Annotated in this window: 24 protein-coding genes; 10 read left to right on the top strand and 14 right to left on the bottom strand. The window is 59.4% G+C overall.

Annotated elements, in window-relative coordinates:
* Positions 1-7: 7 nt before the first annotated feature.
* The 4 genes from JMV15_RS12645 to hutC form a co-directional block, all read right to left on the bottom strand.
* Complete coding sequence (locus JMV15_RS12645) at positions 8-1,453, bottom strand: purine-cytosine permease family protein (RefSeq protein WP_014716534.1); 1,446 nt, start codon at positions 1,451-1,453, stop codon at positions 8-10.
* Between the two features lie 148 nt (positions 1,454-1,601).
* A complete protein-coding gene (gene hutU, locus JMV15_RS12640; protein WP_014716533.1) occupies positions 1,602-3,272 on the bottom strand; it encodes a urocanate hydratase in 1,671 nt (556 codons plus the stop codon).
* A gap of 401 nt (positions 3,273-3,673) precedes the next feature.
* Positions 3,674-4,234: a HutD/Ves family protein gene (locus JMV15_RS12635; protein ID WP_014716532.1), complete on the bottom strand. Its 561-nt coding sequence runs from the start codon at positions 4,232-4,234 to the stop codon at positions 3,674-3,676.
* Positions 4,231-4,941 carry a histidine utilization repressor gene (hutC, locus tag JMV15_RS12630; RefSeq protein ID WP_224796965.1) on the bottom strand — a complete coding sequence of 237 codons (711 nt, stop codon included), beginning with the start codon at positions 4,939-4,941 and terminating at the stop codon, positions 4,231-4,233. The genes JMV15_RS12635 and hutC overlap by 4 nt, the downstream gene beginning before the upstream one ends.
* A gap of 147 nt (positions 4,942-5,088) precedes the next feature.
* Here hutC and JMV15_RS12625 point away from each other — a divergent pair, with 147 nt between their 5' ends.
* Positions 5,089-6,453 carry a formimidoylglutamate deiminase gene (locus tag JMV15_RS12625; protein WP_014716530.1) on the top strand — a complete coding sequence of 455 codons (1,365 nt, stop codon included), beginning with the start codon at positions 5,089-5,091 and terminating at the stop codon, positions 6,451-6,453.
* A 126-nt stretch (positions 6,454-6,579) separates the two neighbouring features.
* Here JMV15_RS12625 and JMV15_RS12620 read toward each other — a convergent pair whose 3' ends face one another.
* Positions 6,580-7,149 carry a lipocalin family protein gene (locus JMV15_RS12620; RefSeq protein WP_014716529.1) on the bottom strand — a complete coding sequence of 190 codons (570 nt, stop codon included), beginning with the start codon at positions 7,147-7,149 and terminating at the stop codon, positions 6,580-6,582.
* A gap of 30 nt (positions 7,150-7,179) precedes the next feature.
* A complete protein-coding gene (locus JMV15_RS12615; RefSeq protein WP_003187823.1) occupies positions 7,180-7,434 on the bottom strand; it encodes a hypothetical protein in 255 nt (84 codons plus the stop codon).
* 220 nt (positions 7,435-7,654) lie between these two features.
* Here JMV15_RS12615 and JMV15_RS12610 point away from each other — a divergent pair, with 220 nt between their 5' ends.
* Positions 7,655-7,927 (top strand): type II toxin-antitoxin system Phd/YefM family antitoxin, encoded by a 273-nt coding sequence (locus tag JMV15_RS12610; protein ID WP_003171142.1) that lies wholly within the window; start codon positions 7,655-7,657, stop codon positions 7,925-7,927.
* Positions 7,924-8,247, top strand: a complete 324-nt coding sequence (locus JMV15_RS12605; RefSeq protein WP_201491574.1) for a type II toxin-antitoxin system RelE/ParE family toxin — start codon at positions 7,924-7,926, stop codon at positions 8,245-8,247. The genes JMV15_RS12610 and JMV15_RS12605 overlap by 4 nt, the downstream gene beginning before the upstream one ends.
* A gap of 57 nt (positions 8,248-8,304) precedes the next feature.
* Here the strand turns inward: JMV15_RS12605 and JMV15_RS12600 are convergent, their stop codons facing one another.
* Together JMV15_RS12600 and JMV15_RS12595 are read right to left on the bottom strand one after the other, a co-directional pair.
* On the bottom strand, positions 8,305-9,315 hold the full coding sequence (locus JMV15_RS12600) for a class 1 fructose-bisphosphatase (RefSeq protein ID WP_003187818.1): 1,011 nt from the start codon (positions 9,313-9,315) through the stop codon (positions 8,305-8,307).
* A gap of 216 nt (positions 9,316-9,531) precedes the next feature.
* Positions 9,532-11,982, bottom strand: a complete 2,451-nt coding sequence (locus JMV15_RS12595) for a glycogen/starch/alpha-glucan phosphorylase (protein ID WP_020302392.1) — start codon at positions 11,980-11,982, stop codon at positions 9,532-9,534.
* 236 nt (positions 11,983-12,218) lie between these two features.
* Here JMV15_RS12595 and JMV15_RS12590 point away from each other — a divergent pair, with 236 nt between their 5' ends.
* Positions 12,219-12,653 (top strand): YkgJ family cysteine cluster protein, encoded by a 435-nt coding sequence (locus JMV15_RS12590; RefSeq protein WP_003187815.1) that lies wholly within the window; start codon positions 12,219-12,221, stop codon positions 12,651-12,653.
* A 221-nt stretch (positions 12,654-12,874) separates the two neighbouring features.
* On the opposite strand, the gene typA is transcribed toward JMV15_RS12590, so the two are convergent.
* Complete coding sequence (gene typA, locus JMV15_RS12585; protein ID WP_014716526.1) at positions 12,875-14,695, bottom strand: translational GTPase TypA; 1,821 nt, start codon at positions 14,693-14,695, stop codon at positions 12,875-12,877.
* 139 nt (positions 14,696-14,834) lie between these two features.
* A complete protein-coding gene (thiI, locus tag JMV15_RS12580; protein ID WP_014716525.1) occupies positions 14,835-16,289 on the bottom strand; it encodes a tRNA uracil 4-sulfurtransferase ThiI in 1,455 nt (484 codons plus the stop codon).
* 334 nt (positions 16,290-16,623) lie between these two features.
* Here thiI and glnA point away from each other — a divergent pair, with 334 nt between their 5' ends.
* From glnA to ntrC, 4 genes are all read left to right on the top strand, one after another.
* The gene (gene glnA / locus JMV15_RS12575; RefSeq protein WP_003187811.1) at positions 16,624-18,030 is read left to right on the top strand and encodes a type I glutamate--ammonia ligase; all 1,407 of its coding nucleotides are present in this window, start codon (positions 16,624-16,626) and stop codon (positions 18,028-18,030) included.
* Positions 18,031-18,235: 205 nt separating this feature from the next.
* Positions 18,236-18,772: a chorismate mutase gene (locus JMV15_RS12570; RefSeq protein ID WP_014716524.1), complete on the top strand. Its 537-nt coding sequence runs from the start codon at positions 18,236-18,238 to the stop codon at positions 18,770-18,772.
* A gap of 363 nt (positions 18,773-19,135) precedes the next feature.
* Entirely contained in the window at positions 19,136-20,221 is a 1,086-nt protein-coding gene (glnL, locus tag JMV15_RS12565; protein WP_014716523.1) for a nitrogen regulation protein NR(II), read from the top strand.
* Entirely contained in the window at positions 20,218-21,654 is a 1,437-nt protein-coding gene (gene ntrC / locus JMV15_RS12560) for a nitrogen regulation protein NR(I) (protein ID WP_003187806.1), read from the top strand. Before glnL ends, ntrC begins: the two co-directional genes overlap by 4 nt.
* A gap of 445 nt (positions 21,655-22,099) precedes the next feature.
* Here the strand turns inward: ntrC and JMV15_RS12555 are convergent, their stop codons facing one another.
* The gene (locus JMV15_RS12555; protein WP_014716521.1) at positions 22,100-22,540 is read right to left on the bottom strand and encodes a hypothetical protein; all 441 of its coding nucleotides are present in this window, start codon (positions 22,538-22,540) and stop codon (positions 22,100-22,102) included.
* On the opposite strand from JMV15_RS12555, the gene JMV15_RS12550 reads away from it, so the two are divergent.
* Positions 22,539-22,994, top strand: coding sequence for a tRNA (cytidine(34)-2'-O)-methyltransferase (locus tag JMV15_RS12550; RefSeq protein ID WP_003171120.1), 456 nt, complete (start codon positions 22,539-22,541; stop codon positions 22,992-22,994). The two genes, JMV15_RS12555 and JMV15_RS12550, sit on opposite strands and share 2 nt — an antisense overlap.
* 159 nt (positions 22,995-23,153) lie before the next feature.
* On the opposite strand, the gene secB is transcribed toward JMV15_RS12550, so the two are convergent.
* From secB to JMV15_RS12535, 3 genes are read right to left on the bottom strand one after another with little or no spacing between them, the layout of a single operon-like run.
* Positions 23,154-23,633, bottom strand: a complete 480-nt coding sequence (gene secB, locus JMV15_RS12545; RefSeq protein ID WP_014716520.1) for a protein-export chaperone SecB — start codon at positions 23,631-23,633, stop codon at positions 23,154-23,156.
* A gap of 42 nt (positions 23,634-23,675) precedes the next feature.
* The gene (gene grxC, locus JMV15_RS12540) at positions 23,676-23,930 is read right to left on the bottom strand and encodes a glutaredoxin 3 (RefSeq protein WP_019819989.1); all 255 of its coding nucleotides are present in this window, start codon (positions 23,928-23,930) and stop codon (positions 23,676-23,678) included.
* A gap of 1 nt (position 23,931) precedes the next feature.
* The gene (locus JMV15_RS12535) at positions 23,932-24,345 is read right to left on the bottom strand and encodes a rhodanese-like domain-containing protein (protein ID WP_003187796.1); all 414 of its coding nucleotides are present in this window, start codon (positions 24,343-24,345) and stop codon (positions 23,932-23,934) included.
* Between the two features lie 151 nt (positions 24,346-24,496).
* Here JMV15_RS12535 and gpmI point away from each other — a divergent pair, with 151 nt between their 5' ends.
* A complete protein-coding gene (gene gpmI / locus JMV15_RS12530) occupies positions 24,497-26,023 on the top strand; it encodes a 2,3-bisphosphoglycerate-independent phosphoglycerate mutase (protein WP_069868909.1) in 1,527 nt (508 codons plus the stop codon).
* Positions 26,024-26,231: the final 208 nt, after the last annotated feature.

Below are 26,231 nucleotides of genomic sequence, written 5' to 3'. Positions count from 1 at the left end.
CGTCCCATCAGGCTTGTGCAGCCAGCCCGTTTGTTGTGGGTGAAGCGCCCTGCTCTTTTGGCAGGATCAGGTGATCGGGTACCGTGCCGTGCCATTTTTTTGCACACACGTAATACAGGGCCGCCGGCAGTACCAGGCCGATGATCCAGGAGATATCCACATCCCCCAGCGCGGCCACCAGGGGGCCGGTGTAGAACTTGGTAGAGATGAACGGCAACTGCACCAGCACGCCGAATACGTAGACGCTGATGCCCAGCAGGTTCCAGCGGCCGTAGCGACCGTTCGGGTCGGCCAGCGCCGGCACGTCATAACGCTCGCGGGTGATGCAGTAGTAATCCACCAGGTTGATCGCGCTCCAGGGCGTAAAGAACGCCAGCAGGAACAGGATGAACGACTTGAATGCACCGAGGAACGAATGCTGGCCGAGCAACGCGATCAGCGTGGCCGTGCCGACGATCATCAGCACAAACACCAGACGCTGCAGACGCGTGACCTCCAGACGCCCACGAAAGCCGCTGATGATAGTGGCGATGCACATGAAGCTGCCGTAGGAGTTGAGCGTCGAGATGGTGACCTTGCCGAACGCGATGCTGAAGTACAGCAACGCAGCGGTAGCCCCCGTGCCGCTCAAGCCAACGATGTACGCCACCTCGTGGCCGGCAAACTGCCCGTTGGACATGGCCGCGGCAAACACGCCGAGGACCATCGCCACTTGGGCACCGATGACCGAACCTGCGCCAGCAGCGAGAAAGGTTTTCACCGATGACGTGTGGCTCGGCAGGTAACGCGAGTAATCCGCCACGTAAGGGCCGAACGCAATCTGCCAGGAGGCCGCCAGCGACACGGCCAGCAGGAAACTGCTCCAGCTGAAGTGGCGGATCTGCAGGAGCGCGCCAACGTCGGTCTGGCTCATCAAGCGGCTGAACAGGTACACAAAGGCAACCACGCCAATCAGGCTGGCGACCCGGCCGATGAAGTGGATCACCCTGTAACCCAGCACCGTGACCAGCACGATGACACTGGCGAAGATCAGGATGCCGACGCTGTCGCTGACCCCGAACAACTGGCCCAGCGCCTGGCCCGACAGCACGGTGCCGGTGGCGGTGAAGCCCAGGTACATCAAGCACACCAACACGATCGGAATGGCCGCGCCGTACACGCCGAACTGCACCCGGCTGGAAATCATCTGCGGCAGGCCAAGCTTGGGCCCTTGCGCCGCATGCAGCGCCATGACGCCACCGCCGATCAGTTGACCGATCAGCAAGCCGATCAACGACCAGAACACATCACCGCCCAGCACCACGGCCAACGCCCCGGTGACAATCGCAGTGATCTGCAGGTTGGCACCCATCCACAGGGTGAATTGACTGAATAGACGACCATGTCTTTCCGCTTCCGGGATGTAGTCGATCGAACGTTTCTCGATCAACGGGGTGGTGTCGTTTGCAGCCATGTTGTTCAACCTCTGATGGATTGTTTTGTATGCATCTTGCTCTTCCGTGGGCGCTGGCTTGCCTGCGATAGCATCACCGCGGTCTTACTGTCAGACCGCGTCGTCTGCATCGCAGGCAAGCCAGCTCCCACAGGTACTGCGCCACCCGTTACTTGATCATCGGCAGGTTCAGGCCTTGTTCCTTGGCGCAGTCGATAGCGATCTGGTAACCCGCATCCGCATGACGCATCACCCCGGTCGCCGGGTCGTTGTGCAGCACGCGGGCAATCCGCTCGGCCGCTTCGTCAGTACCGTCGCAGACAATCACCATCCCCGAGTGCTGGGAGAAGCCCATGCCCACGCCACCACCGTGGTGCAGCGACACCCAGGTCGCGCCGCTCGCGGTATTAAGCAAGGCGTTGAGCAGCGGCCAGTCGGACACAGCATCGGAGCCGTCCTGCATGGCTTCGGTTTCGCGGTTCGGGCTAGCGACCGAGCCGGAGTCCAGGTGGTCACGGCCGATCACGACCGGCGCGGACAGCTCGCCGCTGCGCACCATTTCGTTGAACGCCAGGCCCAACTTGGCACGCTGGCCCAGGCCGACCCAGCAGATACGTGCCGGCAGGCCCTGGAAGCTGATGCGCTCGCGGGCCATGTCCAGCCAGTTGTGCAGGTGGGCATCGTCCGGGATCAGTTCTTTGACTTTGGCGTCGGTCTTGTAGATGTCTTGCGGGTCACCGGACAGCGCCGCCCAACGGAACGGGCCGATGCCACGGCAGAACAGTGGGCGAATGTAGGCCGGTACGAAGCCTGGGAAGTCGAACGCGTTTTCCACGCCCTCTTCCTGGGCCATCTGGCGGATGTTGTTGCCGTAGTCGAAGGTCGGGATGCCTTGCTTCTGGAATTCGAGCATGGCTTTGACGTGGACGGCCATCGACTGCTTGGCGGCCTTGATCACGGCGGCCGGCTCGGTCTTGGCGCGAGCGCGGTATTCGTCCCAGGTCCAGCCGGCCGGCAGGTATCCGTTGAGTGGGTCGTGGGCGCTGGTCTGGTCGGTGACCATGTCCGGGCGCACGCCACGCTTGACCAGTTCCGGCAGGATCTCTGCGGCGTTGCCCAGCAGCGCGATGGAGATGGCCTTGCCTTCCTTGGTGTACTTGGCGATACGCGCCAGGGCGTCGTCGAGGTCGGTAGCCTGCTCGTCGACGTAGCGGCTGTTCAGGCGGAAGTCGATGCTGACTTGCTGGCACTCGATATTCAGCGAGCAGGCGCCGGCCAGCGTCGCGGCCAATGGCTGCGCGCCGCCCATGCCGCCGAGGCCGGCGGTGAGCACCCAACGACCGGTCAGGTCACTGTTGTAATGCTGGCGACCGGCTTCCACGAAGGTTTCGTAGGTGCCTTGGACAATGCCTTGGCTGCCGATGTAGATCCAGCTGCCGGCGGTCATCTGGCCGTACATGGCCAGGCCCTTGGCATCCAGTTCGTTGAAATGCTCCCAACTGGCCCAGTGCGGTACCAGATTGGAGTTGGCAATCAGCACGCGTGGGGCGTTGCTGTGGGTCTTGAACACGCCGACCGGCTTACCGGATTGCACCAGCAGGGTTTCGTCGTCGTTCAGATTAGTAAGGCTCTCGACGATCTGGTCGTAGCACTCCCAGTTGCGCGCCGCGCGGCCGATACCGCCGTACACCACCAGTTCTTTGGGGTTCTCGGCCACTTGTGGGTCGAGGTTGTTCATCAGCATGCGCAGCGGCGCTTCGGTCAGCCAGCTTTTGGCGGTGAGCTTGTTACCGCGGGCGGCGCGGATTTCGACGTCACGGTATTTTGTAGGCTTGGTCACAGCTAGGACTCCTCGGCGATCGATGCGCGAACAGGGATGGTGCAAAGTCTTACGCACACATCTTTACTTGTATGTACAAGCATATGCAATCGAGCGGCCAACTTTAGCCAGGAGTGGTTGGGTTTTTTTTGCACGGGGCGTGCGAGCCTTGTAAATCAAGGCTTCAAAGCTTGATGAAATTTCTTACGGAGGTTTGTTGCAGCGCGGGGAATTTGTCACGGCAGCGAAGCTTTGCGTCACGCTGGGGCATTCGGTAACAAATTGGTGCGCGGAGTGGAAACAGATTTTGTGAACAATGCAAAAACAAAGGTGGGAGCTGGCTTGTCTGCGATAGCGGTGTGCCAGTCAGCGCATCAGCTACTGATATACCGCTATCGCAGGCAAGGCAGCTCCCACAGTTTTTAATCGCGTGCGGTCAGTTCGATGATGCAGCAGCGGCCAGTGACAGAGATATCCAGCAGGCCCGTGTTACCGTCCACTTGCAGGCAATCATGGTGGCCGAGCTTCTCGCCCAGCACCTTCACCTCATCCGCCACGCTGAACACCAGCACCGTCTGCGCGGTGCTGAAAAACTGCTGCACGCCATCCACCCACTGCAAGCGTGCGTGGTAACGCTGTGGCGAGTAGATCAGGTTGAAGTCGCGAATCGGCCCCGTGATCAAACGGCATGACACCTGGCTTTCGCCGTTGAACGCGAACGGCTGCAACGGTAACAACCCGCGCTGCTCCTCACCGTCTACGGTCAACACCATGCCGGCGCCTTTGATCACCGTAATCACGCGCTGGTAGCCGGCGAAGGTGGAAAACCCACCCGATTCGGCGATATCGGCAATCGACAAACGCCAGCCAAAACCCTCCAGGCCGGTGCCGGCGTCGCGACTGATTTCTTCGGTACTGCCGCCGCCGTTCTTCCACGGCATGCGCACGTAGTCGGCGGCACGCCAGACGTTGATCTCACTCATTTACTGAAGCGTCCTTCGAGGCTGTGACGGGAACCGGGGTGGATCAACCGCGCCGCAGTCACCGGCTGGCGACCCGACCAGGTGCGTCGGCGAATCAACAGGCACGGCTCGCTCGGCTCGATCTGCAACAATTTGCACTCGGCGGCATCGGCGAGGATCGCCTCAACCACATGCTCGCCCTCAGTCAACGGCGCGACCTGGTTCAAATAGGCATACGGGGTTTGCTGGGTGAAGTCCTGCTGCAAGTATTCCGGCGCGACCAGGGCGTTGACGAAACGGTCTTCTATTTGCACAGGAATGTCGTTCTCGTAATGCACGATCAACGAGTGGAACACCCGCCCGCCTTCGCGCATTTCCAAGGCAACGGCGCGTTCGGAGCCGGCGGCCTCTTCGCCCAGGGTGATCACCTGGCAAGTGTGCCGATGCCCGCGGGAGGCGATTTCATCGGCGATGTTATGCACTTCAAACAGGGCTGACTGGCTTTTCGGCTCGGCAACAAACGTACCCACCCCCTGCATACGCACTAGCAGGCCTTCGGCGGTCAGCTCGCGCAGGGCGCGGTTGATGGTCATGCGGCTGAAGCCCAACTGGCTGACCAGCTCGCTTTCCGACGGCACGCGGTAATGGGGCGGCCAGTTGCCGTTGAGGATCTGCTGGCTGATCATCTGTTTGACGCGGGCATACAAGGGCGCCGGACTTTCGTCCATGTGGGCAGCCAGCGAAGACTTGGCGGGCGGAGTCGGCACAGGGAATCCTTGCAGGGGAAAAAGATGCATAGATTGCCGGAGTTTACCGAGCAGGCAAACGTCTGTATATGTATATACAAATAAACACACGACCGGGGTGCCTTGATCATGTCCGCTTTCTTTGCCGAACGCGCACTGCTGCCTAATGGATGGGCCAATGATGTACGTCTTGAAGTCAGCACCGATGGCCTGCTGACAAAGGTTGAGCCCAACGCCAGTGCAGAAGGTGCGGAGCGGCTCAGGGGCCCGGTGTTGGCGGGCATGCCGAACCTGCATTCCCATGCCTTCCAGCGCGCCATGGCGGGCTTGGCCGAAGTGGCCGGCAACCCCAATGACAGCTTCTGGACCTGGCGCGACTTGATGTACCGCATGGTCGGCAAGATCAACCCCGAGCAGTTACAGATCATCGCCCGCCAGCTGTATATCGAAATGCTCAAGGCCGGCTACACCTCGGTGGCCGAGTTCCATTACGTGCACCACGATCTCAGCGGCCAACCCTATGCCGACTGTACGGAACTGTCCCGCCAGATCAGCCAGGCGGCCGCCAGCAGCGGGATCGGCCTGACCTTGCTGCCAGTGCTCTACACCCACGCGGGCTTTGGTGGCCAAGCGCCGAATGAAGGCCAGCGACGGTTTATCAACAGCACGGAACACTACCTGGACTTGCAAGCGCGCCTGCAGCCCATTCTGGCGGCACAACCGGCGCAGCAACTGGGTCTGTGCTTCCACTCCCTGCGCGCCGTCACCCCCGAACAAATCCATACCGTGCTGGCCGCCAGTGACAAGAGCTGCCCGGTGCATATCCACATCGCCGAACAGCAAAAAGAAGTCGACGACTGCTTGGCCTGGAGCGGCAAGCGCCCGTTGCAATGGCTGTATGACAATGTCGAGGTGGATGAGCGCTGGTGCCTGGTGCACGCCACCCATGCCGATGCCGACGAAGTGACACGCATGGCCAACAGCCGAGCGATTGCAGGTTTGTGCCTGACCACGGAGGCCAACCTGGGCGATGGGATTTTTCCTGCGGTGGACTTCCTCGCCCAGGGCGGCCGCATGGGCATTGGTTCCGACAGCCATGTGTCACTGAGCGTGGTGGAAGAACTGCGTTGGCTGGAATACGGCCAGCGCCTGCGCGATCAACGGCGTAATCGGTTGTATCGCAGTGACCAACCGATGGTGGGTCGCACGCTGTTCGATGCTGCGCTGGACGGTGGCGCACAAGCGCTGGGCCAGCCGATTGGTCGACTGCAAGTGGGCAAGCGTGCGGACTGGATAATGCTGGACGGTAGCGACCCGTACCTGGCGACGGCCAGTGAGGATGGGATTCTCAACCGCTGGCTATTTGCCGGTGGTGATCGGCAAGTGCGCGATGTACTGGTCAATGGCAAGTGGGTGGTGCGAGATGGGCATCATGCTGGCGAAGAAGACAGCAGCCGGGCATTCACCCAAGTGCTGAAGGACTTGCTGAACTAACGGCCAACCCATGACAACTGTGGGAGCTGGCTTGCCTGCGATAGCATCAACCCGGTGCAACTGATGCACCGAGGTGCCTGTATCGCAGGCAAGCCAGCTCCCACATTGGGTTGAGGGTACTCAGGATTACTGAGAGGACTTTGCCATCTGCTTGTCCGACGTACGCCAGATCAGCCGCGTGGTGTCATACCCTTGCTGTCGCGCCCTGCTCAGCAGGTCTTCGCGGGTATCGGCACTCACCGTCGGCGTGCGCGACAGGATCCACATATAGCGCCGGCTCGGGCTGCCGACGATGGCGGTCTTGTAGTCATCGCTGACATACAGCACCCAGTAGTCGCCCTTGGCAACGCCCGGCAACAGTGATGTAAACCAGTTATTGAATTCCACCCACAGCTTGTCGGTCTTGCCTGGTACCTGCGGCGTAGCCGTGCCTTTGGCCTCTTGCCACTTCCACTCAGGCGTCAGGCAGCGGTTGAACACCGACATGTCACCATCAGGCAGCAAGGTATAGCGGGCTTCGGATTGCGCACAGTTGCGCTGAAAGTACATCGGCAACCGGGCCAACTCATACCAGGTGCCCTGGTAACGCTTGAGGTTGACGTTGCTCGCAGTCTTGGGTTGCAGATCATCGCCAGAATGGCTGGCGCAGCCCGCCAAAAACAGGCTGGCGCAAAGGAACAAAACAAAACGCATCATTCTTCTTCTCCCGCAGGCTCGCGCCCCGGTTTACTTCAGGCCTTGCCCGGAAAACATCAGAACTTTGTCACCGGCGTACTGCACGCTGATAAAGCTGTTTTTATCGCCCCAGGTGCAGCTGGACATGCCCAGTGCGCCGGAACAATCGGTTGGCTTGCCCAGCAACGACTCCACCTCGGCCTTGGCCATGCCGGCTGAGAGCTTTTGGTAGTTTTCTTGGGTGACCTTGCTGCAAGCGGCTAAGAGCACGCAAAAAGCCAGCAGGGCGAGACGGCGTATAGACATGGAAAAGCTCCTGGAGAGACAAAGCAGCTGGGGTATCTGCCAGAAGCTTAGAAGGGAAAAGGGGTGTCTGGTTCCCGATGGGGGGTGCTATTTATTTTTTATGTGAACTGGCCCCTTGAACCGTGTTTTCGAGTGAAAAATCACCGCCTTTCATCAGTTGCTGTCTAGCAAAGACCAAATTAAGACTAAAATCAGTCACACCTTGAGCAGGGGTCATCCCATGAAATTTTCTTCGCAGATAAAGCCGATCAGCTACTTGAAAAGTCATACCGCCGAGATCGTCAAAACACTCACGGAAAGCCGCGAACCCCTGGTCATCACCCAAAATGGCGAAGCGAAGCTGGTGGTGATGGATGTTAAGAGTTTTGAGGAGCAGGCAGAAACCATGGCCTTGTTAAAGCTATTGGCCCTGGGCAACCGGCAGATTGAATTGGGGCAGTTTCAAGACATGGAGGACGTGTTCGCCGAGCTGGACAAGGACGACGCTCAATGACATTCAAGGTTGTGATTCTTCACTCGGCAAAACGCGACCTTAAAGATATCAAGTCATACCTCATCCGGCAGTTCTCGACATCGACCTGGCAGCAGTCCTACGACGCGATGAAACAGGCCATGCGACTGCTTGAGTCTCAACCCTATGCTGGCTCGATACCGCAAGAGATCGAGAAGTTGAATCTCAGCCAATATCGACAGGTTGTCTGTGGCATGAATCGGATCATCTACGAAATTCGAGACCCGATCATTTACGTCCACATCATCGCCGACACTCGGAAAAGCCTGCAGGCGTTGCTGCTGAAAAACCTTATTCAATAAAAACAAAAGCCCCGAAGCGCTGAGCGCATTTCGGGGCTTTTTTGTTACCGCAAGCTCTTACTTCTTGTGATAAGCCGTCACGCGCTCAACTTCTTCCTTCGAACCCAGGAACACCGCCACACGCTGGTGCAGGCCTTCAGGCTGGATGTCGAGGATGCGCTGGTGGCCGTCGGTAGACGCACCGCCTGCCTGTTCAACCAAAAACGACATCGGGTTGGCTTCGTACATCAGGCGCAGCTTGCCTGGCTTGGACGGCTCGCGGCTGTCGCGTGGGTACATGAACAGGCCACCACGGGTCAGGATGCGGTGCACGTCGGCAACCATCGCGGCTACCCAGCGCATGTTGAAGTTCTTCTTCAACGGGCCTTCTTCGCCTTCCATCAGCTCGTTGACGTAGCGCTTCACCGGTTCTTCCCAGTGGCGCTGGTTGGACATGTTGATGGCAAATTCCTGGGTAGAAGCAGGAATCGAAATGTCTTCGTGGGTGAGTACGAAGCTGCCCATTTCACGGTCCAGGGTGAAGCCTTTGACGCCGTCGCCCAGGGTCAGCACCAGCATGGTCTGTGGGCCGTAGATCGCGTAGCCGGCAGCAACCTGCTCGGTGCCTGGTTGCAGGAAGGCCTTTTCGTTCAGGGCTTCGTTCTGGCTCAGGTATTCGTTGGGGCAACGCAGCACCGAGAAGATGGTGCCGACCGGTGCGTTAATGTCGATGTTGGACGAACCGTCCAGTGGGTCGAATACCAGCAGGTATGCGCCCTTCGGGTATTTGCCTGGGATCTGGTAGGCATTGTCCATTTCTTCGGACGCCATGCCGGCCAGGTGGCCACCCCATTCGTTGGCTTCGAGCAGGATTTCGTTGGACAGAACGTCCAGTTTCTTCTGCACTTCGCCCTGCACGTTTTCAGTGCCCATGCTGCCCAGGACACCGCCCAGTGCGCCTTTGGAAACGGCGTGGCTGATTTCCTTGCAAGCACGCGCCACCACTTCGATAAGGAAGCGCAGATCGGCAGGCGTGTTGTTGCTGCGGGTCTGCTCGATCAAATAGCGACTCAAGGTAACGCGGGACATGGACGGCTCCGGAGAATGGGGGGCTGAAAACCCGCGCAGTTTAGCGCGAGTCGAGGCTGATTTCCTCTAATCAGAGGATTTAACGCCAATAGAGTTCACGACCAGGCTTGATGTGGGAGGGGGCTTGCCCCCGATTGCGGTCATTCAGTCAATGCATGAGTGACTGATCAACCGCTATCGGGGGCAAGCCCCCTCCCACATTTTTAACCGCGGCCGTCAGTCGAGGGCTTTCCAGATCTCGGTGGCATATTCGCGGATGGTGCGGTCCGAGCTGAACCAGCCCATGCGCGCTGTGTTGAGCACGGCCGAGCGCCACCAGGCCTTGGAGTCGTGCCAATGCGCCTCGACCCGCGCCTGGGCGTCCCAGTAGGCGTCAAAGTCGGCACACACCAGGAAGCGGTCGTAGTCGATCAGCCCATCGATCAGGCCCACATAGCGGCCCGGGTCGTCCGGCGAAAACACCCCGCCACGGATCGCTTGCAGCACATCATTCAAACGATGGGAGGCAGCGATATCCGGCCCGGCGTTGAACTCGCCGGCGTGTTTGCGGGCCTCCACCTGCTGGGCACTGAGGCCAAAGATAAACATGTGCTCGGCGCCGACACGCTCGTGCATCTCCACGTTGGCGCCGTCCATGGTGCCGATGGTCAGCGCGCCGTTGAGGCCGAACTTCATGTTGCTGGTGCCGGACGCTTCGAAACCGGCGGTGGAAATCTGCTCCGACAAATCCGCTGCCGGAATGATGCTTTCCGCCAAGCTGACGTTGTAGTTGGGCAGGAACACCACCTTGAGCAGGCCGCGCACGGTCGGGTCGTTGTTGACGGTGCGGGCGATGTCGTTGGTCAGCTTGATGATCAGCTTGGCCTGGTGATAGCTGGCTGCCGCCTTGCCGGCAAAGATCTTGACCCGAGGCACCCAGTCGATGCCCGGCTCGGCACGGATCGCCTGGTACAGCGCCACGGTGTGCAGCAGGTTGAGCAGTTGGCGCTTGTATTCGTGGATGCGCTTGACCTGCACGTCGAACATCGCCGCCGGGTTGATCGCAATGCCCAGGCGCTCATGGATGATCTGCGCCAGTGCGCGCTTGCTGTGCAGGCGCTGCTCAGCGAACGCTTTGCGGAAGGCCGGTTTCTCGGCAAAGGGTTCCAACTCGATAAGACGCTGCTCGGGCTGGTCGAGAATATCCGGGCCCAGCGCTTCCACCAACATATCGGTCAACTTGGGGTTGGCCTGGTACAGCCAGCGACGGAAGGTAATGCCGTTGGTTTTGTTATTGATGCGTTCGGGGTAGAGCTTGTGCAGTTCGGAGAACACCGTGCTGCGCATCAGTTGGGTATGCAAACCGGACACGCCGTTGACGCTATGGGAGCCCAGGAACGCCAGGTTGCCCATGCGCACGCGGCGACCGTTGTCTTCTTCGATCAGCGACACAGCGCGCAAGACGTCGAAGTCGTGGATGCCCTTGGCACGCAGCGAGTCGATATGCTGGGCGTTGATCAGGTAGATGATCTGCATGTGCCGGGGCAGCATGCGTTCCATCAAACCTACCGGCCAGGTTTCCAGCGCTTCGGGCAGCAGGGTGTGGTTGGTATACGAAAGGGTCTCGACGGTGACATCCCACGCGGCTTCCCAGGGAATGTCATGCAAATCGACCAGCTGGCGCATCAACTCGGCCACGGCGATGGACGGGTGGGTGTCGTTGAGTTGGATGGCGGCGTGCTCGCCCAGGCTCAATACCGAACCGTGCATGTTCTTGTGGCGGCGCAGCAAATCCTGCAGGGACGCGGAGACGAAGAAATATTCCTGGCGCAGGCGCAGTTCCTGCCCTGCTTCGGTGCTGTCGGCCGGGTAAAGCACTCGGGAGATGCTTTCGGCGCGGGCCACTTCGGCGACGGCGCCCAAATGGTCACCGGCATTAAAGCGCTCCAGGTGCAGGTCTTCTACGGCCCGTGCACGCCAGAGGCGCAGGGTGTTGACGCTGGCCCCGCGCCAACCGACGACCGGCGTGTCATAGGCCACGGCACGTACGGTTTCGTTGGGCGACCACACCTGGATCATCTTGCCGGAGGCGTCCGCAATGGTTTCAACGCTCCCGCCAAACCCGATCGGGTAAATCACCTCGGCGCGCTCGAATTCCCAAGGGTTGCCGAAATCCAGCCAGCGTTCGGTCTGCTCCTGCTGCCAACCGTCGACAATGGCCTGGCGGAACAAGCCGTGTTCATAACGAATGCCGTAACCGTGGCCCGCAATGCCCAGCGTCGACATGCTTTCCATAAAGCACGCCGCCAGACGGCCCAGACCACCGTTGCCGAGCGCCGCGTCGGGCTCCAGCAGGCGGATGCGCTCCAGATCCACGCCCAGCTCCGACAGCGCTTCGCGAGCGATCTCCAGCACACCCAGGTTGCTCAGGCTGTCGTAGAGCAAGCGGCCGATGAGAAATTCCAGGGACAGGTAATAAACACGCTTCTGGCCTTTGCGATAAATACGCCGCGTGTGGTCCATCCAGTGGTCGACCATCTGGTCGCGGGCGGCCAGGGCAATGGCTTCGAACCAGTCATGGTCGAAGGCGTGATCCGGGTCCTTGCCCACCGCGTAGGTGAGTTTGGTCAAGACAGCATCGCGGAATGCGGCTACCTCTGCTTCTCGTGCAAGCGGTTCCTGAGACATCGGTGCGACCTCGGGCGAGATTGAAGGAGTTGCTAGAGCCTAGTCGGTCTGACAGACGGTAGACGTGCTGGTTCGGCAGTTTTTTAACTCATTCGCCATGGACTGAATTTGATGCAGGGGTCGTGCCGATCAGGCAGTGGCCAAACCTTTGAGCTGAAACCTGCAAAATATTGTTCAAAAAACCACCAATCCCGGTATGATCCCGCGCCCGTATACCGCCCCACCCTGGAACCCTGATGAAGCCTCAACTGATCGCCGCCGCGGAACTCGACCGTTTAGAGACCTGGCAGAAATATTCCGCCCACATGTGCGGCGGCTGCGTGTCCAGCTGCTGCACCCTGCCGGTTGAGGTGAAGATCAAGGACCTGATCCGCATTGGCATCGTCGATGAGTTCGAGCGCGGCGATCCGCCGAAGAACATCGCCAAGCGTTTGCAGAAAGAAGGCATCGTCGAGCGGTACAACAACAAGTCCGAAATTTTTACCCTGCAGCGCATGAGCAACAACGACTGCCTGTACCTGGATCGTAAGACGCGCTTTTGCACTATTTATGACAAGCGCCCGGATACGTGCCGCAACCACCCGAAAATCGGGCCGCGGCCGGGGTATTGCGCGTATAAGCCCAAGGAAGTGGTGCGCGAGACTAACTTCAAGACCCTCGACAAGTTCTAAGTTTTTGATCGTTCCCACGCTCTGCGTGGGAATGCAGCTGTGGACGCTCTGCGTCCGCTCTTGAAAGCAGGACGCGGAGCGTCCCACGCGGCGTTCCCACGCGGCGTTCCCACGCGGAGCGTGGGAACGATCACAACGGCACAGTCACCACAAAACCTGCAGGCATAAAAAAACGCCCCCGCCTTTCGACCGGGGGCGTTTTTCATTCAGCCTGAGTTAACTCAGTTCTTGGCTTTCTTGGCAGCGCGGGTACGCTCGCCTTCGTCCAGGATCTTCTTACGCAGGCGGATCGACTTAGGCGTGACTTCGCACAGCTCGTCGTCCTGGATGAATTCCAGGGCCTGTTCCAGGGTGAAGCGAACAGGTGGAACCAGAGCGATGGTTTCGTCTTTGCCCGAAGCACGCATGTTGTCGAGCTTCTTGCCTTTGGTTGGGTTGACGCCCATGTCGTTGTCACGGCTGTTCAGACCAACGATCTGGCCGTTGTAGATCTCTTGACCGTGTTCAACGAACAGCTTGCCACGCGCCTGGAGGGTTTCCAGGGAGTAGGTCAGCGCCTTGCCGGTTTCTACCGATACCAGAACACCGTTCTGACGGCCGGACATGTCGCCGGACTTCATGGTGTCGTAGCGATCGAAGATCGAGGTCAGGATGCCAGCACCGTTGGTCAGGGTCAGGAACTGGTTACGGAAACCGATCAGACCACGAGCAGGGATGTTGTATTCCAGACGCACACGGCCTTTGCCATCCGGCACCATGTTGGTCAGGTCGCCCTTACGCAGGCCCATCTCTTCCATGACCTTGCCCTGGGATTCTTCAGGGGTGTCGATGGTGACGTTTTCGAACGGTTCCTGCTTCACGCCGTCAACCTGACGGATGATCACTTCCGGACGACCAACACCCATTTCGAAGCCTTCGCGACGCATGGTTTCGATCAGTACCGAGAGGTGCAGCTCACCACGGCCGGAGACCTTGAACTTGTCAGCCGAGTCGCCTTCTTCAACGCGCAGAGCAACGTTGTACAGCAGCTCTTTGTCCAGACGCTCCTTGATGTTACGGGAGGTCACGAACTTGCCTTCTTTACCGCAGAAAGGCGAGTCGTTTACCTGGAAGGTCATGGAAACGGTTGGCTCGTCAACGGTCAGAGGCTTCATCGCCTCGACGTTGTCCGGCTGGCACAGGGTGTCGGAGATGAACAGCGAGTCCATACCGCTCACGCATACGATGTCGCCAGCGAAAGCTTCTTCAACGTCGATGCGGTGCAGGCCGTGGTGACCCATCAGCTTCAGGATACGACCGTTACGCTTCTTGCCGTCAGCGCCGATAGCAACAACCGGGGTGTTCGGCTTGACGCTACCACGAGCGATACGGCCAACGCCGATAACACCCAGGAAGCTGTTGTAGTCCAGTGCCGAGATTTGCATCTGGAACGGGCCTTCACGGTCGACTTTCGGTGCTGGTACGTTGTCGACGATCGACTGGTACAGCGGGGTCATGTCTTCAGCCATGTCGGTGTGGTCAAGACCAGCAATACCGTTCAGGGCCGAGGCGTAGATGACTTGGAAGTCCAGCTGTTCTTCGGTAGCACCCAGGTTGTCGAACAGGTCGAAGATCTGGTCCAGAACCCAGTCCGGACGCGCGCCTGGACGGTCAACCTTGTTGATGCACACGATCGGACGCAGGCCGGCTTCGAAAGCCTTCTTGGTCACGAAACGAGTTTGCGGCATAGGGCCGTCTTGAGCGTCAACCAGCAGCAGAACGGAGTCAACCATCGACATTACGCGTTCTACTTCGCCGCCGAAGTCGGCGTGGCCCGGGGTATCCACGATGTTGATGTGGTAGCCGTTCCAGTTGATAGCGGTGTTTTTAGCCAGGATGGTAATACCGCGCTCTTTTTCCTGGTCGTTGGAGTCCATCACGCGCTCGTCGTTGAGCTCGTTGCGCTCCAGGGTGCCGGATTGACGCAGGAGTTTGTCTACCAGGGTGGTTTTACCATGGTCAACGTGAGCAATGATGGCGATGTTACGTAGATTTTCGATCACTTGTGTATCTCGATCAGAGGATTCGGTGTGCTGACAGGTCGTGGCAGCGATTAACAGTAGAGTCAGGCCTTGCCGTTACAGCTTGACGGCAGAGTCGGGGGGCCGGTGACGCAGGCCACAGGCAAACAGCCCCGGGCTCTTAGCTCGGTCGATAAACGCGCACATTGGCATGCCCCTCACTGAGCAAATGGTGGGCATGCAGGCGACTCATCACGCCTTTGTCGCAATACAGCAGGTACTGACGGCTGTCATCCAGTTCCTTGAAACGCGCGTTCAATGCATAGAACGGCAGCGTTTGTACGTCGATGCCAGGAATCTCCAGCGGCTCGTCGTCGGCGGCATCCGGGTGACGGATGTCGATGATGATCTGGCCGGCCAGGGCTTCGCTGACTTCTTCGATCTGCACATCCTGGCCCAATTCGTCGATCACTCGATCGATTGGCACCAGCTTGGCGTTCTCGAGCGCACGCTCCAGAATCGCCATGTCGAATTCTTTTTCTTCATGCTCCACGCGGTGACGCTTGGCGTGGGTCTTGGGGTTCACCGAAATGACCCCGCAGTATTCAGGCATATGCTTGGCAAAGTCGGCGGTGCCGATTTGCTCGGCCAGGTCGATGATGTCCTGCTTGTGGCTGGCGATCAGCGGGCGCAGCACCAGCTTCTCGGTCACGCAATCAATGATCGACAGGTTCGGCAGCGTCTGGCTGGAAACCTGGGAAATCGCTTCGCCGGTCACCAGGGCGTCGATCTGCAATTGATCGGCGATTCGGGACGCAGCGCGCAACATCATACGCTTCAATACTACGCCCATATGACTGTTATCGACTTTGCCGAGAATTTCGCCCAGCACTTCCTCGAACGGCACGCTTACAAATAGCACGCGCTGGGAGCTGCCGTACTTCTTCCAGATAAAGTGCGCGACTTCCATCACGCCCAATTCGTGTGCACGCCCGCCCAGGTTGAAGAAGCAGAAATGGCTCATCAGGCCGCGACGCATGATCTGGTAGGCCGCCACCGTGGAATCGAAACCGCCGGACATCAATACCAGGGTCTGTTCCAAGGCACCCAGCGGGTAGCCGCCGATGCTGTTGTGCTGGCTGTGGATCACGAACAACCGTTGGTCGCGAATTTCCATGCGCACTTCAATTTGCGGCGCTTTGAGGGAAATTCCAGCGGCACCGCACTCGCGACGCAGCTTGCTGCCGACGTATTTCTCGACATCCATGGAGCTGAACGGGTGCTTGCCGGCACGCTTGCAACGCACCGAAAAAATCTTGCCTTCAAGCGCATTACCGTAGTGCTGCTTGCACTTTTCGGTGATGTCGTCGAAGTCGCCCAGCGGGTACTCATCCACCTGCAGGAAATGCGCGATGCCCGGCATGCAGCTCAGGCGCTCGGTCATGTCCTTCAAGGCTTTGGCGTCGGTAATGCGGGTTTCCAGCTCGAGGTTGTCCCACACGCCGTTCACCACCACAGCCGGGTCCAGATCACGGAGCACGGCACGGATGTTCTTGGCCAACTGACGGATGAAACGCGTCCGTACCGGTCGGCTTTTGATGGTGATCTCGGGGAAGACTTTAACGATTAATTTCATGGAAACAGCGCGCGCCGGGCCTGCTGAAAAAGGGGGGCGCGGATTATAGCGGAAATCGCTCAAGGTTTAACCAGTTAATATGCATTGCCTACGCAATGCACCAAAACGGGTCATTTACACAAATAAACGCTACATTGCAGTGCGCGATTTATGCCGTTTTTGCCGATTGCACCGTTATAGGGGCTATTTTGAGGCAAAACGGCCATGTTGGCGCACTGGCATGCAATTTGCTCTCTTGTGAGGCAGGTTGCCTTGGCGGAGTATCCGCGCCGGCATCACCCAAATTCTAAGGGCTAACTCCACTACCCAAGCCCGAAGCCACCCGGAGGACACCATGTCGAAGTCGGTTCAACTCATCAAAGATCATGACGTTAAATGGATTGATCTGCGCTTCACGGACACAAAAGGCACTCAGCACCACGTGACCATGCCGGCTCGCGATGCGCTGGAAGATGACTTCTTCGAAGTCGGCAAGATGTTCGACGGTTCCTCCATCGCCGGCTGGAAAGGCATCGAAGCCTCCGACATGATCCTGCTGCCAGACGACAGCACCGCCGTACTCGACCCGTTCACCGAAGAGCCAACCCTGATCCTGGTGTGCGACATCATCGAGCCTTCGACCATGCAAGGCTATGACCGCGACCCACGCGCCATCGCCCACCGTGCCGAGGAATACCTGAAGTCCACCGGTATCGGCGACACCGCATTCTTCGGCCCTGAGCCAGAGTTCTTCATCTTCGACTCGGTGAAGTTCAAATCCGACATCTCCGGCTCCATGTTCAAGATTTTCTCCGAGCAAGGTTCGTGGATGTCCGACCAGGACGTGGAAGGCGGCAACAAAGGCCACCGTCCAGGCGTGAAAGGCGGCTACTTCCCAGTACCACCGTTCGACTTCGACCATGAAATCCGTACCTCCATGTGCAACGCACTGGAAGAAATGGGCCAGACCGTTGAAGTTCACCACCACGAAGTGGCGACTGCCGGCCAGAACGAAATCGGCGTGAAATTCAACACGCTGGTGAAGAAGGCTGACGAAGTTCAAACTCTGAAATACTGCGTGCACAACGTTGCCGATGCCTATGGCCGCACCGCTACCTTCATGCCTAAGCCGCTGTACGGCGATAACGGCTCAGGCATGCACGTTCACGTATCGATTTCCAAAGACGGCAAGAACACCTTCGCTGGCGAAGGCTATGCCGGCCTGTCCGATACCGCCCTGTACTTCATCGGCGGCATCATCAAGCACGGCAAGGCCCTGAACGGCTTCACCAACCCGTCGACCAACTCCTACAAGCGTCTGGTCCCAGGTTTTGAAGCGCCGGTGATGCTGGCCTACTCGGCACGCAACCGCTCCGCCTCGATCCGTATTCCTTACGTCAACAGCCCTAAAGGCCGTCGTATCGAAGCGCGCTTCCCAGACCCGGCTGCCAACCCTTACCTGGCCTTCGCCGCCCTGATGATGGCCGGCCTGGACGGTATCCAGAACAAGATCCACCCTGGCGACGCCGCCGACAAAAACTTGTACGACCTGCCGCCTGAAGAGGCCAAAGAGATCCCACAAGTGTGCGGCAGCCTGAAAGAAGCCCTGGAAGAGCTGGACAAGGGCCGTGCGTTCCTGACCAAAGGCGGCGTTTTCAGCGACGACTTCATCGACGCTTACATCGCCCTGAAAAGCGAAGAAGAAATCAAAGTACGCACCTTCGTACACCCACTGGAATACGAGCTGTACTACAGCTGCTGATCCGGTAGCGCTGCTTGAGGCAGCGTGATGAAAAAGACCTCTTTCGGGAGGTCTTTTTTTTTGCCTGGGCGTTACGCTACGCCAACTCTGCAAACCCAATCAAAGTGTGGGAGCTGGCTTGCCTGCGATAGCGCACTGCCGGCCACCTGCTGTATCACTGACACACCGCCATCGCGGGCAAGCCCGCTCCCACAGGAGATCACCTTTGAGATATCGACTTGTATTTGCCCTGCTGTTCATCAGTGCCAGTGCGAGCGCTGCGCCGCCTACGCTCGAACCCCTGCTCAACAGCATCGCCGAACGCCTTGAGATTGCCGACCAGGTAGCACTGAGCAAGTGGGACAGCCACAAGCCCGTGGAGGACAAGAAGCGCGAACAAGAGGTGATCGCCAGCGTCACTGCCCAGGCGCCGAGCTACAAGCTGGACCCGGCCGCTGCCGAGCAGTTCTTCGCCGCCCAGATCGAAGCCAACAAACTGGTGCAATATACCCACCTGTCCGACTGGCAGTTCCAGGGCAAAGCGCCCGACGACCCGCGCCCGGACCTGGTCCAGCAGATTCGCCCGCAATTGGACGCGCTGCAAAAAAGGCTGCTGCAGCAGCTGGCTGACTTCACGCCCCTGCGCACAGACCCCAAATGCCCCCAATGGCTGGCCGAGGCCGTGCACGAACCGCTGAATGATCCGCTGCGCCAGCTGGCGATGATCCGCGCCACCGCCGAGCTTTGCATCTATAAAGGTTAAAAGGACTGCAAATCCAATTAAAAATGTGGGAGCTGGCTTGCCTGCGATAACCGTGTTGAATGCACCACAGCTATCGCAGGCAAGCCAGCTCCCACACTGACTGCGATTTGCCTTCAATCTTCAGTGGCTGAACAACCTTCACAAAACCGCACTATATTGGTGCGATAGCCTGCACCCTTCTCAATTGCCCAGCCCATTTTGGTTCGAAACTTCCCGTTGAGGCTGGCAGAACGCCACAGTTTCGCGCCTGAACCCCTTATTTCAGGGCATTAGCGCTTCTTTTCGGAGCCTTGGTTTGGTTTTTGCATTTTCCTTGTATCAGCGTGTGCCTCAAGCCCACGCCTTGCTCCAAAAGAGGTCCCGATGACCATCAGCGATGCACTGCACCGTTTGTTACTCGACAACCTGACCACCGCGACCATCCTGCTCAATGCCGACCTGCGCCTTGAGTACATGAACCCGGCGGCGGAGATGCTCCTGGCGATCAGCGGCCAGCGCAGCCATGGGCAGTTCATCAGCGAATTGTTCACCGAGTCGGCCGAAGCCTTGAGCTCGTTGCGCCAGGCCGTGGAGCAGGCACACCCGTTCACCAAGCGCGAAGCGATGCTCACCGCGCTGACCGGGCAAACGTTGACCGTCGACTACGCCGTAACCCCAATCCTGAGCAATGGCGCGACCCTGTTGCTGCTCGAAGTCCACCCCCGCGACCGCCTGCTGCGTATCACCAAGGAGGAAGCACAGCTGTCCAAGCAAGAAACCAGCAAGATGCTGGTGCGCGGCCTCGCCCATGAGATCAAGAACCCGTTGGGCGGCATTCGCGGCGCGGCACAGTTGTTGTCCCGCGAGCTGCCGGACGAGCACCTCAAGGACTACACCAACGTCATCATCGAAGAAGCCGACCGTCTGCGTAACCTGGTAGACCGTATGCTCGGCTCCAACAAGCTGCCGTCCCTGGCGATGACCAACGTGCATGAGGTGCTGGAGCGCGTCTGCCAATTGGTCGAGGCCGAAAGCCAAGGTTGCATCACCTTGGTGCGCGACTACGACCCAAGCATTCCCGACGTGTTGATCGACCGCGAGCAGATGATCCAGGCGGTGCTCAACATCGTGCGCAACGCCATGCAGGCCATCAGCAGCCAGAACGAGCTGCGCCTGGGCCGCATCAGTTTGCGCACCCGCGCCCTGCGCCAGTTCACCATCGGCCATGTGCGCCATCGCCTGGTGACCAAGGTCGAGATCATCGACAACGGCCCCGGCATTCCTGCGGAGCTGCAGGAAACCATCTTTTTTCCCATGGTCAGCGGCCGCCCGGACGGTACCGGGCTAGGCCTGGCCATTACCCAGAACATCATCAGCCAGCACCAGGGCCTGATCGAATGTGAGAGCCACCCCGGCCACACCACGTTCTCGATCTTCCTGCCATTGGAACAAGGAGCCCCCACGACATGAGCCGTAGTGAAACTGTCTGGATCGTCGACGACGACCGTTCTATCCGCTGGGTCCTCGAAAAAGCCTTGCAACAAGAAGGCATGACCACCCAGAGCTTCGACAGCGCCGATGGGGTGATGAGCCGCCTGGCACGTCAGCAACCGGACGTGATCATTTCCGATATCCGCATGCCTGGGGCCAGTGGCCTGGACTTGCTGGCGCGCATTCGCGAGCAGCACCCGCGCTTGCCGGTGATCATCATGACCGCCCACTCGGACCTGGACAGCGCTGTCGCGTCCTATCAGGGCGGCGCCTTTGAATACCTGCCCAAGCCATTTGACGTGGATGAGGCGGTAGCGCTGGTCAAACGCGCCAACCAGCACGCCCAGGAACAACAGAACCAGGAAGCGCCGCCGACCCTGACCCGTACTCCGGAAATCATCGGGGAAGCGCCGGCGATGCAGGAAGTGTTTCGCGCCATCGGGCGCTTGAGCCATTCCAACATCACCGTGTTGATCAACGGCGAATCGGGGACCGGTAAAGAACTGGTGGCCCACGCCCTGCACCGCCACAGCCCTCGGGCGGCCTCGCCGTTTATCGCACTGAATATGGCGGCGATTCCCAAGGATTTGATGGAGTCCGAGCTGTTCGGCCATGAAAAAGGCGCGTTCACCGGGGCAGCCAACCTGCGTCGCGGACGCTTTGAACAGGCGGACGGCGGCACACTGTTCCTCGATGAAATCGGCGACATGCCGGCCGATACTCAGACTCGCTTGCTGCGCGTGCTGGCTGACGGCGAGTTCTATCGTGTGGGCGGGCATACGCCGGTGAAGGTGGATGTGCGCATCATCGCGGCCACCCACCAGAACCTGGAAACACTGGTGCATGCGGGTAAATTCCGTGAGGACTTGTTCCACCGCCTCAACGTGATCCGCATCCACATTCCGCGCATGTCGGACCGCCGCGAAGATATCCCTACCCTCGCCCGCCATTTCCTCAGCCGCGCCGCCCTGGAGCTGGCGGTGGAGCCCAAGCTGCTCAAAAGCGAGACCGAGGAATACCTCAAGAATCTGCCGTGGCCCGGCAACGTGCGCCAGCTGGAGAACACCTGCCGCTGGATCACCGTAATGGCCTCCGGGCGCGAAGTGCACATCAGCGACCTGCCGCCGGAGCTGCTGAGCCTGCCGCAGGACTCGGCTCCCGTGACCAACTGGGAACAGGCGCTGCGCCAATGGGCCGACCAGGCCTTGGCACGCGGCCAGTCGAACCTGCTGGACAGCGCCGTGCCAGCGTTCGAGCGGATCATGATCGAGACCGCGCTCAAACACACCGCCGGCCGCCGCCGTGATGCCGCCGTGCTGCTGGGTTGGGGGCGCAATACCCTGACGCGCAAGATCAAGGAATTGGGGATGAAGGTGGATGGTGGGGATGATGACGAGGGTGATGAAGCCTGAACCCCAACACCGCTGAAGGCCCCGTGTGGGAGCCGGGCTTGCCCGCGATGACGGTGTGTCGGTCACCCAGTATAGGGCTGACACGCCGTCATCGCAGGCAAGCCAGCTCCCACATTGGTTTTGTGCAATGCCTGCAGACTGTGCACCGCTTCAATGCACGATGAACCGGCATTGAGCACAGACCAGAAAACTCGCCTATCGCTTTCGCTACAAATTTCTTAGCAGCAGAAACAAACAAAGCCCCGTATTCCGGGGCTTTGCGCTTTTTGGCATTTTTTTCAAGCAGCAATTGCAAGTTTTGGCACGCCCCCTGCAATAACCCCAGTACCACCCAGTTTCGGGGACCTTGGTACAGGCAGGCCGAGAATCCCCTCTTTAACACCGAAGCCTCAGGCTTCACCCCGTTTTGGGAGCCCTGGTACAGGCAGGCCGGGAACTCCCTCTTTTATTGCTCTTGGAGATGGATCTCCAGCCGCCAGCGGCCATCGACCTCTGCACCGCTCCACTCCCCACGCAACGGCCGAGCCGCCACCAGGTTCAGCAGCAGGCCAGCATCGGTCTTGCGTATGCGCCAATTCACGTCCTTGTCATTGACCTTGAGCTGCCCGCTGGCAGCCTTGCCCTGGGCGTCAAACAGCAACGCCACGGTGCCGTCGATATGCTCGCCGTGCAGCTTGGGTTCGTCGTTGAACCACACCACCAAACCATCCGCCTCAGGTTCTACCTGTTGCAGCTCAAGCGGCTCGGGGGTGGTCAAGCGACCGATCATCAAGCCAATCATCAAGCCGACAATCGCCAATGAGCCCAACACCCTCGGCAATAGCTTCGGTCTCGGGTCGTCTTCGGGGGTAGAATGCAGCGCATCTTTGCCTTCGGAGCCGTGCATGTTTCACGTCATCCTTTTTCAACCAGAAATTCCGCCGAATACCGGCAACGTTATCAGGCTGTGCGCCAACAGTGGCTGCCACCTGCATTTGATCGAGCCGTTGGGCTTTGACATGGACGACAAGCGCCTGCGCCGTGCCGGGCTGGACTACCACGAGTACGCCACCCTCAAGCGCCATGCCGACCTGGCCAGTTGCCTGGAAAGCCTGGGCCACCCTCGGCTGTTCGCGTTCACCACCAAGGGCTCGCGGCCGTTTCATGATGCCAGCTTTGCCGAGGGCGACGCGTTCCTGTTCGGCCCGGAGAGCCGAGGCCTGCCGGCCGAGGTGCTTGACGCATTGCCCGATGGCCATCGCCTGCGCTTGCCGATGCGTGAAGGCTGCCGCAGCCTGAACCTGTCGAACACCGTAGCCGTTGCCGTCTATGAAGGCTGGCGCCAACTGGGCTTTAAATAACACCGCATAACAAATGTGGGAGCGGGCTTGTGTGGGAGCCGGGCTTGCCCGCGATGCAGGCACCTCGGTGTGTCAGTCACACCGCAGTGATGCTATCGCAGGCAAGCCAGCTCCCACACAAGCCCGCTCCCACATTTTAGAACGGCATCGCTCAGCAAATTACTGAACGGTTGGCGCGCCTTCCTGTTGCATGCGCTGCAGCTCTTGGGCGTACAGGGCATCGAAGTTCACCGGGGCCAGCATCAGGGCCGGGAACGAACCACGGGTGACCAGGCTGTCCAGGGTCTCACGGGCATACGGGAACAGGATGTTCGGGCAGAACGCGCCCAGGGTGTGGCTCATGGACGCCTCGTCCAGGCCCTGGATCAGGAAGATACCGGCCTGTTGCACTTCAGCGATGAAAGCGACCTCTTCACCATTCTTGACGGTGACCGACAGGGTCAGCACGACTTCGTGGAAGTCGCCTTCCAGGGCTTTCTGACGGGTGTTCAGGTCCAGCGCAACGCTTGGGGTCCATTCCTGACGGAAGATCGCCGGGCTTTTCGGCGCTTCGAACGACAGGTCGCGCACGTAGATGCGCTGCAGCGAAAACTGTGGGCCTTGAGCTTCTGCTGCTTCGGTATTCTGTTGATCAGTCATCGCAGATCCTTCTTTATCTTGGGGTTCTTAAGGGGTTGGCAGTCAGACGGACAGCAGCGCATCAAGTTTACCGGCGCGCTCCAGAGCGAACAGGTCATCGCAACCACCGATATGCCGGGTGCCGATCCAGATCTGCGGGACCGACGTGCGGCCAGCCTTCTGGGCCATTTCGGCGCGCACCTGAGGCTTGCCATCAACCTTGATCTCTTCGAAGGCGACCTTCTTGCTCTGCAGCAGCTGCTTGGCTCGAATGCAAAACGGGCAATAATCGCTGGAATATACGACAACCTGGCTCATATCACTTCACCAACGGCAGGTTATCGCCACGCCAGCTGCTGATACCACCCGACAGCTTGGCCGCGGTGAAGCCGGTCTTGAGCATCTCGCGGGCGTGGGTGCCCGAGTGCTGGCCTTGGGCGTCGACCAGGATAATGGTCTTGGCCTTGTATTTTTCCAGCTCGGCCAAGCGCGCGATCAGCTTGTCCTGAGGAATGTTCAGGGCACCAACGATATGGCCGGCGGCATAATCCTTGGCCGGGCGAATATCGACGACAACGGCCTCATCCTTGTTGACCAGGGCGGTCAGCTCCGACGTGCTCAGGCTGCGACCACCGCGGCTCAGTTCATGCGCGATCAGCAGCGCCAGCAGGATGACGAAGGCACCCACGAGCAGGTAGTGGGCAGTGGCAAATGCAATCAGGTGATCAACCATCAAGGAGGTTCCAGGGCGTTAAAATGGCGGTAAGTATACACAGCCGCCAAGGAGGGCCAACCCCCGTAAAGCGGTGACGCGCTCGGAACTTCGCTTTAAACTGCCACTCCCTTTTCCATTGTCTTCCTTTATTACCGCCGCGAGAGGATCTATGACTACCACGCCTAAACCTTTGGTCCTGATAATTCTCGATGGCTTCGGACACAGTGAAAGCCACCACGACAACGCCGTGTACTCGGCCAACAAGCCCGTGCTGGACCGCCTGACTGCAACGGTTCCCAACGGTTTGATCTCAGGTTCCGGCATGGACGTGGGCCTGCCGGAGGGCCAGATGGGTAACTCGGAAGTCGGCCACATGAACCTCGGCGCCGGACGAGTGGTATATCAAGACTTCACGCGTGTGACCAAAGCGATCCGCGAGGGTGAGTTTTTCGAGAACCCGACCATCTGCGCGGCGGTCGATAAAGCCGTCGCCGCCGGTAAAGCCGTGCACTTCATGGGCCTGTTGTCGGACGGCGGCGTACATAGCCATCAGGATCACTTGGTCGCCATGGCCGAACTGGCGTTCAAGCGCGGTGCCGACAAGATCTACCTGCACGCCTTCCTCGACGGCCGCGACACACCGCCCAAAAGTGCGCAATCGTCGATCGAGCTGCTCGACGCCACCTTCGCCGCCCTGGGCAAGGGCCGCATCGCCAGCCTGGTGGGCCGTTACTTCGCCATGGACCGCGATAACCGCTGGGACCGTGTCGCCCAGGCCTACAACCTGATCGTCGAAGGCCAGGCCGAATTCAACGCGGCCACCGCCCAGGAAGGCCTGGAAGCAGCCTACGCCCGTGGCGAGAGCGATGAGTTCGTCAAGGCCACCACCATCGGCGAGCCGGTGAAGGTCGAAGACGGCGACGCCATGGTGTTCATGAACTTCCGCGCCGACCGCGCCCGTGAACTGAGCCATGTGTTCGTCGATGAAGGCTTCAAGGACTTCGAGCGCGCACGCCAGCCAAAGGTCGAGTTCGTCATGCTTACCCAATACGCCGCCAACATCCCGGCCCCGTCGGCATTCGCCCCGGGCAGCCTGGAGAACGTGCTGGGCGACTACCTGGCTAAAAACGGCAAGACCCAGCTGCGCATCGCCGAAACCGAGAAATACGCCCACGTGACGTTCTTCTTCTCCGGTGGCCGCGAAGAGCCGTTCCCCGGCGAAGAGCGCATCCTGATCCCGTCGCCAAAAGTCGCTACCTACGACTTGCAGCCGGAAATGAGCGCACCGGAAGTGACCGACAAGATCGTCGAAGCCATTGATCACCAGCGTTACGACGTGATCGTCGTCAACTACGCCAACGGCGACATGGTTGGCCACAGCGGCAACCTGGAAGCGGCGGTCAAGGCCGTGGAATGCCTGGATAAATGTGTTGGCCGCATCGTCGACGCGCTGGAAAAAGTCGGCGGCGAAGCGCTGATCACCGCCGACCATGGCAACTGCGAACAGATGTCCGACGAATCCACTGGTCAGGCTCACACAGCACACACCACCGAGCCGGTACCGTTCATCTATGTCGGCAAACGTGACCTGAAAGTGCGTGAAGGTGGCGTGCTGGCGGATGTGGCGCCGACCATGCTGAAACTGATGGGGCTGGAGCAACCGAAGGAGATGACCGGGACCTCGATCCTGGTCTGATCCAAAGTACGCCACAAAACAGTGTGGGAGCGGGCTTGCCCGCGATAGCGGCTAATCAGTCGACATCTATGTCGCTGACCCACCGCAATCGCGGGCAAGCCCGCTCCCACATTGGTTTTGTGGTGTTTGATAGATGTCTTTTTGCCATACCATCGCCACTCGGCGGCTATCTTGCCCTACCGCCCCAATTGGGCGTTTTTTTTGCAGC

Origin of the sequence: Pseudomonas paracarnis (assembly GCF_904063055.1) — a bacterium.
GTDB classification, from domain to species: domain Bacteria; phylum Pseudomonadota; class Gammaproteobacteria; order Pseudomonadales; family Pseudomonadaceae; genus Aquipseudomonas; species Aquipseudomonas paracarnis.
Note: the sequence above shows the minus strand (reverse complement) of the source record. Positions and strands in the feature narration are given on the sequence as shown.